The 15,134-nt window shown below is 54.7% G+C and carries 11 protein-coding genes; all 11 read left to right on the forward strand.

From position 1 onward, the window contains the following. Positions 1-45 precede the first annotated feature (45 nt). The 11 genes from CRO08_RS15015 to CRO08_RS15065 all read left to right on the forward strand — a co-directional run bounded on the left by CRO08_RS15015 (position 46) and on the right by CRO08_RS15065 (position 15,122). On the forward strand, positions 46-5,694 hold the full coding sequence (locus CRO08_RS15015) for a glycoside hydrolase family 9 protein (RefSeq protein ID WP_141398411.1): 5,649 nt from the start codon (positions 46-48) through the stop codon (positions 5,692-5,694). Between the two features lie 44 nt (positions 5,695-5,738). Further along, positions 5,739-6,068 (forward strand): transposase, encoded by a 330-nt coding sequence (locus CRO08_RS15020; RefSeq protein WP_097034692.1) that lies wholly within the window; start codon positions 5,739-5,741, stop codon positions 6,066-6,068. 17 nt (positions 6,069-6,085) lie between these two features. Further along, a complete protein-coding gene (locus CRO08_RS15025; RefSeq protein WP_176495013.1) occupies positions 6,086-6,934 on the forward strand; it encodes an IS3 family transposase in 849 nt (282 codons plus the stop codon). Between the two features lie 72 nt (positions 6,935-7,006). Further along, positions 7,007-7,246, forward strand: coding sequence for a hypothetical protein (locus tag CRO08_RS15030; protein WP_097036850.1), 240 nt, complete (start codon positions 7,007-7,009; stop codon positions 7,244-7,246). Between the two features lie 21 nt (positions 7,247-7,267). Further along, positions 7,268-9,631 (forward strand): ATP-binding protein, encoded by a 2,364-nt coding sequence (locus CRO08_RS15035; RefSeq protein ID WP_097036851.1) that lies wholly within the window; start codon positions 7,268-7,270, stop codon positions 9,629-9,631. Continuing rightward, entirely contained in the window at positions 9,631-10,005 is a 375-nt protein-coding gene (locus CRO08_RS15040) for a response regulator transcription factor (RefSeq protein WP_097036852.1), read from the forward strand. Before CRO08_RS15035 ends, CRO08_RS15040 begins: the two co-directional genes overlap by 1 nt. A gap of 3 nt (positions 10,006-10,008) precedes the next feature. Beyond that, the gene (locus CRO08_RS15045; RefSeq protein ID WP_255252413.1) at positions 10,009-11,472 is read left to right on the forward strand and encodes a sigma-54 dependent transcriptional regulator; all 1,464 of its coding nucleotides are present in this window, start codon (positions 10,009-10,011) and stop codon (positions 11,470-11,472) included. 24 nt (positions 11,473-11,496) lie between these two features. Next, positions 11,497-12,225 carry a pseudouridine synthase gene (locus CRO08_RS15050; RefSeq protein ID WP_255252414.1) on the forward strand — a complete coding sequence of 243 codons (729 nt, stop codon included), beginning with the start codon at positions 11,497-11,499 and terminating at the stop codon, positions 12,223-12,225. An 86-nt stretch (positions 12,226-12,311) separates the two neighbouring features. Further along, positions 12,312-13,139: a metallophosphoesterase gene (locus CRO08_RS15055; RefSeq protein ID WP_097036855.1), complete on the forward strand. Its 828-nt coding sequence runs from the start codon at positions 12,312-12,314 to the stop codon at positions 13,137-13,139. A gap of 93 nt (positions 13,140-13,232) precedes the next feature. Next, the gene (locus CRO08_RS15060; RefSeq protein ID WP_141398412.1) at positions 13,233-13,895 is read left to right on the forward strand and encodes a hypothetical protein; all 663 of its coding nucleotides are present in this window, start codon (positions 13,233-13,235) and stop codon (positions 13,893-13,895) included. Between the two features lie 42 nt (positions 13,896-13,937). Continuing rightward, complete coding sequence (locus tag CRO08_RS15065) at positions 13,938-15,122, forward strand: DUF6588 family protein (RefSeq protein WP_097036857.1); 1,185 nt, start codon at positions 13,938-13,940, stop codon at positions 15,120-15,122. Positions 15,123-15,134 lie beyond the last annotated feature (12 nt).

A 15,134-nucleotide genomic window follows, 5' to 3' on the forward strand; every position in this document is an offset into this window, starting at 1 on the left:
TTTTTTGATGAAGTTATTTAAGAAGGAAAGTTGAAATTGAAGTACTTGAAAAGATTGTTCGCTATTTCGTTCATCTTGGGAGAAGTGCTGTGCGTGAACGCCATGGCACAACTCCCGGAAATCGACCGCACCTGCAAGGATTGCGACCGCAGGTACCTCGACTCGTTGAACGTGTACAACCGCAGGCCCATCCGCGTGAACCAAGCGGGTTTTAGGCCGCAGGACAACAAGTACGCCTACGTGGCCGACCCGACGGACATGACGTTCAAGGTGGTCGATGCGAATACGAAGCAGGTCATCGATGTGGGGAACTCAAACCTCACGCTTATCGATGCCGCAGCACCGAAGCCGAATATATGGGTGAACGGTGCGTTCAACTCGCTCGACGCGCTCTATGAATTCGGTAGCAAGGATTCCACAAGCAGAAATACAGAAAAGCTCTACAAGGCAGACTTCACGAACCTGACCGCCATCGGCGAATACTTCATCGTGAACGGGCACGATACCTCGGCCACGTTCCACGTGCACCCCTCCATATTCAACGCCGTGCTCGAGAACTCGCTCAAGTTCTTCGGCATCCAGCGCTGCGGCAACACGGATTCGCACCTGCATGCCCCCTGTCACCTGAAGGACGGTTCCGAAATCGGGCACGACCTCACCGGCGGATGGCACGACTGCGGTGACCACTTCAAGGTTTCCGAAACGCTCAGCTATACGGCCTATGCTCTTGCGATGACCTACCTCGTGTACCAGGACAAGGCAGAAGACCGCTATGGACATTCCTACGGCGACACAATCCCGGACGGCTACCCCGACATTCTGTACGAAGCCAAGATCGGTGCCGACTACATCTACAAGCTCTACAAGGCATCGAAGGAAGACGGCCTTATCGCCCAGCACGACATGTACCATTCCATCGCCGTCGGCAGCGAAGATCACCAGTTCTGGGATGTGCCCGAAAAGCAGGATGCGCAACCCCATTCAAAGGGCGGTCCGGACCGTCACGTGGCCAAGGGAGCGGGAACAAACTCGGGCGTATTCGCGGCAGCACTTGCATACTTCGCCATGGGCTGGTACCCGTACGACCCGGTATATGCCGACTCGCTTATCGAGGCTGCCAAGGACATCTACAAGAACGTGCTGAAACCGCAGACCTACGGCTACGGCGGACACTACACCAACACGGATGAATTGGGAGGCTTCTACCCGGGCGGCACTAGCGAAACGAACATGATTGACGACGCCGCCGCTGCCGCACTCGCCCTGTGGTTCGCCACTGCAGATACCTCTTACCAGTTCGACCTGTACAAAGACCTGAAAATCAACGACAACTCCACGAACTACGGCTACAACAACGAACCCGATGATGCGGGCCCGTACTTCAAGGGCGGATTCCTCGGACTCAAAAGTGGCTTTACTCCAGGTGGATGGGCAACAGACTTCGAGAACATCCATTCCTACGTACTCTTCTCGTTCGTGAAACTCATCCTGAAGGACAAGGAAACCGCGCAATACTACAACGTGGGCGAACTGGAACGCGACACGCTCATACAGCGCGCCACGAACTGCCTGCGCCGCCTTACCGACGACGGCTCGCAGGGTTCAAACCTCATCTACAAGAACCGCTTCGGGCAGGTCACCTCCGACGGGCCGTATAACCTCGTATGGACTTCGAGCGCCTGGGGTTTCAACCGCTACAACATGGGTGCAGCAAACGCCATCTTCATGCTTTCTGAGCTCTTGCCCCCGGGTGCAGAAAAGGAAGCCTACAAGAATTTGGCCCTCGACAACATCTACTACAACCTGGGCGCAAACCCGTGGGATATTTCCTTCTTGATGGGCGTGGGCGACAAGAACTCGAACCACCCGCATAACCGCGCGGCCAATCCGGACGGCTACAATGCAGGCGGCATGCCCTACAAGTACAAGTGCCCGCGCGGCGCCCTCATGGGCGGTGCGGCACCTACCGCAGTATTGCTCGAAGACTGGAGCGACTATACCGCAACGGAAACCTGTATCGACTTCTCAGTACAACTTCTGATTCCGGCACAAAGCTTTGCAGAAACGCTCCCTATCGACAACGAAGGCCCTCTGTTCAGCAACATCGCAGGCACCCCGATTTCGGATACCGAGGCAATCGTAAGCTGGGATGCCAACGAAGTCGCCCTCGTGACCGTATTCTATGCGGAATCCCCCGATGAATCCGCGACACTATCCGTACAGCAGACTACAGCATCGAAGGGCGGTGCCGTAACGCTCACAGGCCTCACCCCGAACAAGACCTACTACTTCTTCCTCGAGGGCATGGACACGAAGCACAACCTCACGACCGACAACAATCACGGTCAGTGGTACCAGTTCACCATGACGCCCAAGATGACGTCCATCAGCGGAGTCACTATCTGCCAGGTGGACAACAGGAGTGCAAAGATATACTGGTGGTCTAGCGACCGCATGAACGGCGTCGTGAACTACGGTACATCTCCTAGTTCATATACGCAAGCACAGGCCGCAGAAGGCGGAGCGGTACTCTTCCACGAGGCAAAGCTCACCGACCTCAAACCGGGAACCACGTATTACTTTACCGTATCTTCGGGTGCGGCAAAATCCGAGGAATACAGTTTTACCACCGAAGCCTACGCGACATACGCCGATCTGGACGTGTGGATAAAGCCCAGCGCCTACCAGAATACAAGCAACTGCTCTCCGTCTAACGGCTGGCAGAAATGTGGCGACTTCATTATCGAAATCGACAACAACGATACGCTCGTGTTCGAGGATTTCGAACTCCGTCTGTATCTGGGCAACAACACAAACATACAAACGCCGGTCAGCTACATCGGTCAGGTATTCGACGGCACCGGTCTTGTGGTCGGCATGCCGCAACTCACCTTCGGGACGCCTACACCCGATGGCGTGGGGCAGTACTACATGCCCATCACGGTCAAGAGCAAGCTCTACGTTTCGGGCCGCATCATATTCCAGGTCAAGTGGCTCACCACCACGTATGCAGATTTCGATACGCAGGCATGGTCGCTCACCGCACACACGGGCGAAAACGCTCCCGAAGATTTCAATGGTGTAGACCTCACGCAGGCGCCGTACTTCACCGGTTCCGAAACTTCACAGCTCGAAACAAACTCGCAGGGCGTGAAGGTCGTAGGCTTCACGCGTGACCCGTACATTCCGGTGTACTACCACGGCAAGCACATCTATGGCTACGGAGCGGACTACACTCCCGAAACAGGACCGCAGATCCACCGCACCGTCACAATCAACTTCGAAACGCCTTTTACAAGCCCCGCCTTCTCTATCGAACAGGAAGGCTATGAAGCACGCTACAGCGGCACCAGCAAGGTATCCCCGATGGGCGTCCTCGACGACCTCGAAATGAACGGAACTTCCTACTTCGAACACACCATGTACATGCCCGACACGCGCAAGGATTCGCTGATTTTCTTGCTGGACACGACGCTTTCTTACGGCAACAACTACATGGAATGGGTCAGCTGGCACAACCATGGTGCGAACCAGAGCGCAGAAAACAAGTATGATTGCGCCTGCACCGTGGTCCGCAGCAACGTGGAAGTCGACTCCATCACGATTCCGCCCGAAATTCGTTACCTCAAGTTCACCGTCGATACGGTGCGCGTCTATACGGGCAGGATGGTCGAAGTCCACCTGGAACTACTCGATTCGAACCTCGAAATCCTGAAGATTGACCCCATCAGCGTGCTGCTCACTTCTGAATCCGGCTTCGCGAAGTTCTACACTTCGCCCACGTCCACAACCCCGGTCGAGCACATCGACATCATCAAGGGCGAGGCAGTGTTCTACCTATCCTCCGACAAGCCGACCACCACAATCTTGAAGGCCACCGGAAACAACACGTCCAAGTTCAACTACATTCCGGCAACGGTTCCGCTTATCATCGAAGACCTGCCGCCCTGGCCGATTATCGACAACGCCCTCATGGTCGATACCGACTGCGACGACATTCCCGATGCCATGCAGATTACGCTTTCCAACGAATACATCGCAGCAGACAACCAGTCGTTCAACTCCATCAAGTTTACCTACGCTGGCGATACCGTCACGAGCACGAACCTGATTTCGCAGAACGGCAGGGACATCATCGTGGGTGCAAACCTCACGGGCGCCACCGTGAACACGAACCCCGAAGGAAGCATCACGCTTGTAAGCAACACGAAGGATGGCAAGAAGGAATCCGCCGACTTCTACAGGGATGGCGTTCCGCCTAATCTCGAGTCCGTTTCTGTACTCGAAAGGCTTTCTACCGCAACAAGCGACTTCGTTTATATCCAGTTCAGCGAACCCGTGAAGGAACCTTCGCCGGAATGGCCGCTCATGATTGACGGGGCCAATATTCCTGCACACGTGAAGGGCGTAAAGCTCTACAACGAGGCGCAGAACATCTGGGAATTCGAAATCGACTTCGACGCAGGCGGAGGCTCGCTCGTTACCGAAGGCATGAAGGCTTCGCTCTCGCCCACGGCAACTATCAAGGATCTCGCGGGCAACGGCATTGGCCCCTGCGCCCCGAAGGTGGTAGATGTCGTGCTGAAGATTCGCCCGATTCCGATGACCTACGCAAGCATCTCTGACCTGGACGAAGACGGACTTGCAGAACATATCGAAATCCAGTTCCTGCAGGCGGTAGACGCAAAGCACTATCCGGATTCCATCTCGATTGTCTTCGGCAGCTCCACTCCCGAAACGCTCACCGTGCGCAAGGCCCAGTTCATGCTGAATGCCGACCAGATGTCGAGTTCGTTCGACCTGCCTGTACCGTTTATGCTGGGCAACACGAACGGCAGTTACGAAGACACCCTAAACGGCAAACTCCTCGTGGGTGCGGGCCTCGTGATAGAACATCTCGGTACCGGAGCCGCCTACGAAACGGCAACAGTACTTGCAGAAGACCTCGCCGGCCCCGTATTCGTATCGGCAAGCCTGAACTCTGCAAACTACGAGGTGCTCAACGTGTACCTGAGCGAGCCCGTCACAACCGTCGATTCGACAGCGATTCTCTACGTGCGCGAGCGCAACCTCATGAACATATCCAAGATAGACCTTATAGGCTGGAGCCTGAGCAACGGCGGGACAACCCTCAATGCACTGTTTACCTCCGACGCGGCATCGGCCGTCATGGAAGGCGACCGCATCAATCTTGCCCCGAAAACAGCGAGCGCGTTCATGGACAAGAACGGCAACCGCCCGGCAGAGAACAATCCGAAGGTCACTATCGGCGGCGAGGGCAACCCGAAAATCAAGTTCGATATCCATCTCGCAAGCCAGGTAACGACAGTTTCTGCCGCAACGCCGTCGCTTATCCCGAGCAAGAAGACGATAAACGTCTACGTGGTGAACCCGGCGACCCACAAGCTTGACCGCATCGAAGACGGTGCAGTTGTGCAGACGGGTATCGACACGCTGGTAACGCCGCTTACGGGAGCCGTATGGACCATGGACCTCACCGTACCGCGTGGCGGCCCGCTGAGCCAGCCGGCCTACTGGAGAAGCCTCAAGGTGAAGTACAGCATACCCATATACTCGAACCTAGGCAACTTCGTGAACCGTGCCTCAGGCACATTCACCGTAGATTCTGACGTTTACTACTCGGCGAACAACAAGGTGACGTTTGGACCATGCAGGAGTTTAATAAGAGGGTAGCATAAGCTACTATATTCATTGCGCAACCCCCAAAAGGTAAAACAATGGCAAAAATCAACTATAGCTCCGAGACAAGGGAACAGGTCATCAAGCTGGTCCTGAAAGGCGAAAAGTCAGCAAACCAAATAGCCAAGGAACTCGGAATCGGGCCCAATACAGTCGGTCGGTGGGTAAACGAGTACCGCAAGGAACACAACCTGCCGAGCTACCGCGAGGAACGGCGAATCCGCAAGGTGTCCGTCGAGGAACTCGCCGCCAAGAACAGGGAACTGGAAAAACTCCTGAAGAAGCGTGAAAAGGAGCTTGCGGACGAGAAGGAGACGGTAGAGATCCTAAAAAAATCCCTGCACATCTTTATGCGACCACACGACTGAAATGCGAGGCGATACACGTGAACCGCAAGAAATACTCAGTCAGGAAGATGTGCAGAGCCCTAGGAATACCGCAGTGTTCCTACTACCAGTGGTCGCGCCAGCAGGAAAAACGTGCCGAGAAGAAGGCCCGCGAAGAACGGCTTGTCCAGAAGGTCCGCGACACCTTCGAAGAAAACCACCGCGTGTACGGTTGCCCGAAGATGCAGGCGGCACTCCATGACAAGGGTGACGAGGTAAAGGTGTGGAAACTGCGCCGCATCATGCGCGAGAACGGTCTCTATCCGGTCACGCTCAAGAAATGGAAACCCTACCGCAAGGGCAAATGTGACTCCATGTACAGCGAGAACCTGGTGCAGCGGAAGTTCGATCCCGACAGTCTGAACGCCGTCTGGGCCGGCGACATCACCTACGTCAAGACTACGCTTGGCTGGGTGTACCTTGCCGTGGTACTTGACCTATGCAACAAGGAGGCGGTGGGTTATGCCGTGAGCAAGAACATCGACACGGAACTTGTCAAGCGCGCGTTGTCCAATGCCATCATGCAACGCGGCCATCACGACGGACTAATCTTCCATTCCGACCGTGGCGTGCAGTACAGCAGCATGGGCTACCGCACGATGCTCTCGGAGAATGGGATAACGCCCTCGATGAGCGCCCCGGGCTGCCCCTACGACAACGCCTGCATGGAAAGCTTCTTCGCAAGCTTCAAGAAGGAGATGGCCTACAGGCGAGACTTCAAGGACATCGAAGACGTGCGGGAGGCCGTTTTCAGGTACATCGAGCTGTTCTACAACCGGAAACGGCTCCATAGTTCGCTCGGTTACATGACACCGGTGGAATATAGGCTGTCAAAACAGGCTGCCTAGACCACAAGGGTATACCACTTAACAAGAAAAAAGGATATATTTTAACTTAACCGGTAATGAATATGGTTGTTCATGAACCCACTATTAAAAAAACTACAAATCCAGTTCTTTGTGGAATGGGTGAACGCCCCCAATGGAGGTATCCGCTCACAGCAAGGCAGGGCCGTGGGCACGGGAGCCTACATCTACAAGGCTGAACTGGAATGCAAGTTCTACCCGAACCCCAACCAGGACGAGAAAAACAAGGAACGTTTCAACACATCGAATTCTTACGATAAGACTGAGACCTTCGGCATACGCCGACTCAAGTAACAACTATCGGTGGGATAGCCTTTGCACGAGATTCTCTTTACAAATTCACCCATTACGATTATCTTTTCGGCAACGGCTCTCCTGCTGACGTTCGCCTTCCCCACCATATTGGGGCAAAAGACCGGACTCAAGCGCTTCCCGAAAGCAATTTACCAGCTGATGCTCATCTGCATCTTCTGGAACGCTTCAAGCCTTGTGGGCGGCATATTCTTCGGCGGCACGGAATTTTCCCTCGCCGCAAAGATTCTGTTTGGCGTGCAGGCAATCGCATGGGTGCAGGCGGGCAACGCCATCTACCATATCTGCGCAGATTCCCTCATGTTGCGCCGTTCTAACTTCTGGCGGCTCTTGAACGCGCTGGGGGCAGCAAACGTCATTGCGGTAACAACCATTTTCTGCCTCAACGAATCGTTCTTCACGCAATTCACGATTCTCGGGATCAGGCCATTCCAGGAATTCCCGTACTTCAAGGTCTATTCCATCCTGTTCTTTATCTTCGTTGTACCGAACCTAGTCCTTACCATATTCAAGCTGACACGAAACACCCTGCAAACAAGCAGCAAGGATGTCATACAAATCAACTTTTACGCGACAACCAGTTTCACGTTCTTCGTGCTGTTCTCTTTTTTACTGGACTACGTGCTTCCCGTTTCGTGCAGTTTCAACGTCAACGGCAATCCCCCCGTATTCTTGCAGTTCCACCAGTATTCGTGCATATTCCTCGCCATCCTTTGCGGGCAGTACTTCACGTCCATTTCGTTCAAGAACAAGAGTTCGAACTGGCTCATGAAAAGCCTTATGAACCAGCTGAGCGACTGCGTATTCACCTTCCAGCCCGACGGGAGAATAAATAGCAGCAATTCCGCCGCGCAGCTCCTGTTCCGCATGACAGAATCCGAAATGAAGATGCACCGCATCCAGGACCTGATTCCAAACATCCTCCTTGAAAACGAAATCTTCCGCGAGAACGAAAAAATCCAGATTAACGACGAAGTCCATACCTTCAACACGTCCCTATACAAATACCGAACCACGCTTTCGACGTTCATGTGGTTCCTGCTATTGAGCGACCAGACAAAATCGCTTTTCTACCAGCAACGCATCAAGACGCTGAACAGCCAGTTCACGGAATACAAGAAGGACCTCATCCGCTACCAGGACCGTCTCGACAATTCCGAAAAGAAATTCAAGGAGCAGAACAACTTCAGTTCTACCCTCATCAACGCACTCCCGTTCCAGTTCTGGTCCAAGAACGAGCAGGGCGTTTACATGACGCAGAACATTATGGACATCAGGTCCCGCGGGAACCTTATCCAGACCACCGACTCGCCAAGCAAGATTTCTTACCGCGAAATGCAGGCACGGAACAACGGGCTTTCGAACATACATACCAGCTACGAGAACGAGCACCACGAAGAAATCACCGAGGAAGAAGCGAACATACTTATCCGCGACAACAAGCCGGTATTCATTTACAACGTGCAGTTCATCCCGATTATCGCGGGGCAAAAGCCGTACAAGATTATCGGGCTAAAGCAGGACATGACCGAGCAGAAGCGGCTTGAACGCGAGCGCGACATGTTGAGCGAGCAGAAGCGAATCCATTCGAGGCTCGAAGACCTGGGAACCATGCTCGGCGGCTTTGCGCACGACTACAAGAACAGTATCGGCGCCCAGATCGGATTCTGCGAACTCGCGCAGGAGCTTCTCAAGAACGCTCCGACAGACGGCGTTCCCGAAACAACGCTTAAGGGCATAAACAAGGCAGGCGAACTCATCGCCGAAGCGAACAAGGCGGCAAACAAGGCGAAGGATTCCGTGAACCAGGTGCTGAGCGCCATCCGCAACGAGACATCCATCGCCCCGAAGCCCGTACAGTTCTCGCCGTTTCTCATCATCGAGGACGTCATCAAGAAACTTTCGCTCACGCTCCCCGCAAACATCCACATTTCGGCCGAAAATCTCGACCACGAACTGCAAATCGTCTGCCTGCCCGCGGCGCTCGACCGCATATTGAGCAATCTCGCGAACAACGCCATCTTCGCCATGAAGGAGACCGGCGGCACCCTCACGTTCGCGCTCGAACGCGAAGAGGTCAAGCGCAAGATTACACACCCCTTCTCGGACCCCATCGAAAAGGGAATTTATGCGAAATTCACGATTGCCGACACGGGCTCGGGCATGGATTCCAACACGCTGGAACGCATCTTTTCGCCGTTCTTCACCACAAAATCGCCCGGCGAAGGGCTCGGGCTCGGGCTTTCTTCGGCGCTTAGGTTGTTAAAAGACGGCAATGGGCGATTCACAGTGACCACCACCCTCGGCAAGGGCACCAAATTTAATCTATATTGGAATCTAGCAAACGAAAAAACGGAGGATGCGTAATGTCCACCATCTTGATTATCGACGATGACGAGCAGTTCAACCTGATGATGAAAACCGCTCTCGAGGTTAAAGGGTACGAAGTAGAAACCGCAAGCAACGGTAAGGAAGCGAAGGCCCTGTACCAGAACAAGAAGTACGATGTCATCGTGACCGACATCATTATGCCCGACGTGGACGGCTACGAGGTCATTCTGGACCTGCGCCGCATGGGCATGAGTGACCGCACCATCGCCGTGAGTGCCGGCGGACGTACTGCTGCAGACGACTACCTGCTCACCGCCAAGCATTTCGACGTGGCATGCACGTTCAACAAGCCCATCGACATCCAGCAGTTCCGCGACAAGGTCGAAGAAATCATCAAAAGCCACCAGTAATCCATGCCGATGAACATCCTGATTGCTGATTCCGACAAGGAGTTTATCAGCGACATTCGACGTTCCTGGAACCTGGACGACACGGAGATTATCCTCTGTGACGACAAGGACAATTTGATGCCACTGGTAAAGAACGACCCGATAGACCTCGCGTTTATCGAGGTTCCGCTCCTTACCTTCGACAACATGGACTTGGTCAGTTTTCTCAAGGAGAAAAATCCCGGCATAGAGATTTTTGTCCTGTGCGACAACAAGAACTGGCCCGGCGCCACGAGCGCCATCAACCGCGGTGCAAACAGCTTCCTCATGAAGCCGACCACCGTGAACCAGCTGGAAGAGACGGCAAAGAAAATCCAGACCCTCCAGCAGAACAAGTCCACGCACCAGCTCATGGAATCGCAGGTGCTGGACAGCCTCCTGGGCGATACGCCCGAGATGCGGAAGATTCTCAAGACGGTCTACAAGATTGCCCCCACCACGAGTACCGTGCTCATTACCGGCGAATCCGGTTCGGGCAAGGAATTCCTCGCAAACGTGATCCACCGCTACAGCAAGCGGGCGGGCGAACCGTTTATCGCGGTCAACTGCGGGGCAATTCCTGAAAACCTGGTCGAAAGCGAACTCTTCGGCGCAAAGAAGGGGTCGTACACCGGGTCCACCGCCGACAAGAAGGGCCTGTTCGAGGCCGCAAACGGCGGCACGCTGTTTCTTGACGAAGTGGGCGAACTTTCTGCCGCAACGCAGGTAAAGCTCTTGCGCTTTTTGCAGAATCACGAGATACGCCGCGTGGGCGAGACCGAGGCGCGCTACCTCGATATCCGCATCATTGCGGCTACCAACCGCGACCTGCAGGCATCGATGCTCGAAGGTTCGTTCCGCGAAGACCTCTTTTACCGACTGAACACGTTCCACCTCACGCTCCCGCCGCTGCGCGAACGTAAGCCGGTAATACCCACGCTTATCCGTTACTTCATCCTCAAGTACAAGGAAGCGCACGGCAAGAACATTACCGATATAGAACAGGCAGCCCAGTACGCGCTGACCAAGTACCCCTACCCGGGCAACATCCGTGAACTCGAGAACATCGTGGAACACGCGATTGTGCTTTCGGAAGGCGGAATTATCCGGCTCGAAGACCTGCCCGAAAACGTGCAGGAAGAGGCCCGCGAAAAGATGCCCGCCATCCCGCACATCAAGGACGGGAACGGGAAGACGCTCGCGCTCCCCGCAGGCGAAAGCGCGCCCGCAATCCATATCCAGGGTGGCGATACGCAGGGTAGTCACGACACAGATGCAAGCGAAGAAATCCTCTCGCTCGAAGAGGTGGAACGCAGGCACATACTGCATGCGCTGAGCGTGTGCAAGAACAACAAGACCGAAGTCTGCCGCAAGCTCGGCATTAGCCGCGCCACACTCTGGAGAAAACTCAAGGAACTGCAAATCCAGATGGACGGCGAAGAAGACTAGGACGCACCTCACGGATATTTTACCATGATGCGAATAAACAAGTTTATTTCCCTGTGCGGTATAGCAAGCAGGCGCGCAGCCGACACGCTCGTGCAGGAAGGCCGCGTGCAGGTGAACGGCGCTACCGTCAAGGACCTGGGCCACCAGGTAGACGAGAATACGGACGAGGTTCTCGTGGACGGGAAGAAGGCGACGCTCCCGAAGAAGACGAAGGTCATCATGTTCCACAAACCCGCGGGTTGCGTGTGCACGAAAGATGACCCGCAGGGGCGACGCACCGTATATGACTACCTGCCGCCGGGGTATGCATCCTTCAAGTATGTGGGAAGGCTTGACCTGCAAAGCCGCGGGCTATTGCTGTTTACCGATGACGGGGAACTGCTGCACCGGCTGACGCACCCGAGTTTTGAAATCCCCCGCAGTTACTATGTGTGGACGACGCGCCCGCTGAGCGATGCCGCCGCGCAGAAACTCGTGGACGGCGTAGACATCCGTGACCCCGAAGACCCGAACGCACAAGAAGAAATCGCGTTTGCGACCGACGTGTATCTCGAAAACGGGTTTGCGGAACTCGTGCTTATCGAGGGCAAGAACCGCGAAATTCGCCGCATGATGCGCGCCATCGGGTATGAGATTCGCGACCTCAAGCGCGTAAGCTACTGCAAGCTCCAGCTGGGCGACTTGCCCGCAGGCGAGTTCCGCGAGCTTACCGCCGACGAGATGAACAAGTTGCGCCAAGCAGTACACATTTAGACGAAAGACGATAGACGAAAGATAGATGCTTGTATTTATCCATCATCAATTATCAATCATCAATTATCCATTATCAATTATAAACCATGTCCAGGACTCTTTACATAGGTGACGTTCACGGTTGCGCAGATGAACTCGAGCGCATCATCGATGCCTTCGGGTTCGTGCGCGGGAGCGATACGCTCTACCAGACGGGCGACATCATCAACAAGGGTCCCGATATGTGGCGCGCCCTGCAGACCGTTCTCGACCTCGGGATTCTTACCGTGCGCGGAAACCACGAGGAGCACCTCATCCGCATGATGGAAACGCCGGAAAACACCTGGACCGACAAGCAGAGGAAACGCTTCAAAGCGCTCCCGCTGGAGCAGTGGAACTTTATCCGCGATACGGTGAAAGACTGGCCCCTCTGGCGCGACACCCCGCACGCACTCTTAGTACACGCTGGCCTCGAGCCCGGCAAGGCACGCCTTGAGGACATGAGCCCCGAGGTGTTGCTTTCTATACGCAAATGGAATGACCGCCCGTGGTTCGAGCAGGTCAAATGGAACAAGACGGTCGTGTTCGGGCACTGGGCCAAGATGGGCTTCGTGAACGTTCCCGGATTCATCGGGCTCGATTCGGGCTGCGTGTACGGCAAGTCCCTTACCGCCTGGTGCCCCGAAGAAGACAAGTTCTACACCGTGCCCGCCGCCCGCGAGTACACTCCGGTAAAGGACAAGGCGAAGGAATCCGAAGGCGCCCCCTGCAAGGTGCTGGGCGACAACACCCCCGAATCCGTGCCGCCAAAAACATTCGACGAAATCAAAGCGCGCATTGAAAGCGGGGACATCGCACCCGCCAAAGATTCGCCCGAAGATGCGGCCATACGCAAGGCCAGCCCCTCCATAAGCGCGGAATGGGCCGGATACTAAGCAAGCGCAAAAGCCCCAGTTTTTCCGCTAGTTGAAACACAACGCATTTTTGTATATTTGTACAGCAATTGGGGTTTTGGGGTAAAGGAAAACATGAAGCGTTTTATTATTATACTTTCACTGTTGTTTGCAACCGTATCTTTTGCCGAAGACGCATGGCCCCGCACATTCTTCGGCAGCGTAGGCATGGGCCTTTACGCAAGCAAGGGCGACCTTAACGAAAGAGTCCTTTCCCTGAAAGATACTTCCGGCCAGAAGCAGACCATCCATTCCCCTGCACTCAATATCTTCGCGAGCCCGGACTTCACTATCGGCGTGAACGTGCGCGAATTCACCATCGACCTGAACTTTCAAATCTGGGAATCCGAGCAAGTCATAAACGGGTTCCCCGACGAATCCGTAAGGGGTAACAGCCTGTACTGGCGCATAAGCATGGAATTTATATACAACCTGTTCTGGCCTGAATTTTTCCAGGTAGGGCTCGGCGGGTCACTTTCCTACACGACGCTCACCACCGACAACACGGCCTATTCCGGCGACGAGGTGAGCGAATCCGAATTCATGGGCTCGTCAATCGGTTTTATCGCCAATATCAAGTACTACGTGCACGACAACATTGCCATTGTTCCCTATGCCAAGATTTACGAGAACTGGTTCAGGAACGTGTACACCGAGGCCAGCGGGCTTTGCGACCTCGATTCGTACATGTGGCAGACGTTCTTCTTTGTGGGCGTAAATATCCAGTTCCAGTTCTAGCCCCCGAACGCACCTGGCCCCATTTTCTATATTTGGCGGCGTATGAAAACGCTTGCCAAGTACACTATCGCAATTTTAATGGGAGCATCCACCTTCGCACCTGCCATGGACGAAGACGGATGGGCATCCATCTACGAATCCATCGCCGCATTCGAAGACCGCCCCGGCGGAGACACCCGCATCTTCAACCGCCCCGGCTACGTAAAGCCCATCATCGAAAACCTGGGCAACGTGCTCAACAGCAACTGGTACGTAAGCGCAAACGTTCCGCAGAGCCTGAACTTTGAATTCGGCTTGCCCATTTCGCTCATCCCGATTGGTGATGACGACAGGACATTCAGCGAGAAGGACGTGTTCGGCAATTCCCGCGACGTGCCCACAATTTTCGGCGACAAGTGGGACGCGACTGCGGACCCTGCGAACCTGAACAATTTTGTCTACGGCAACGAGACCCTGAACGGGCTCGGCGTATTCACCTACCCCTATCTGCAAATCGGCGTGAGCGCATTCCACGCGCGCGTGGTGCTTCGCGGAATGTGGCTCCCGGCAGTAAGCGAACTGCGCGGTTTCAGCCTGCTCGGCTTTGGCCTGCAATACAGTTTTGGCAGGTGGTTCCAATACATGCTCCCGCCGGCGGCACAGGGCCTCGACGTGAGCCTTGTTTTCGGTTATAACTCGAGCAGCATCGGCTACAGGCCCAAGGATTACGATGGACAGCTTGACCTCGATGTGAGCGCAACGACATTCGACCTGGTTATCGGATACAAGCCGTTCAACTTCTTCGAAGTCATGATGACTCTCGGCTACCAGTCCGCAACGATGGAATCTTCGGGACACCTGGAATTCAAGGAAAACCCCACCGGCATGTTCATCAACCCGAATATTTCTGTTGACGGGAATTGCGGTTTCAAGTTCGGCATCGCTATAGCACTCCAACTCGGCAAGAGTTACCACCCGGTTGTCGGGTTCGATTATGCGGGCAGGTCGAGCTTCACGACGAACATCCTCTACCTGCGCCAGCAATTCGGCGAAGACAAGACGCCGGATGAAATCGCGAAGGAAAAGGGCTACGTGCGCGGCGCAAAGAAAGAAGACAAGGCCAACGAGACTGCAGAAAAGAACTCCGCTACGGAAGAAGCAAGTAGCGACGCCCAGCAGGAACTGAGCCAGGAGACGGAACAGCCCGCAGAACCTGAACCGAGTGAACCCGCAGAAGATATTGAATAAAAAATGACACGT

The sequence above is a fragment of the Fibrobacter sp. UWT3 genome, from assembly GCF_900230125.1.
Classification (GTDB): Bacteria; Fibrobacterota; Fibrobacteria; order Fibrobacterales; family Fibrobacteraceae; genus Fibrobacter.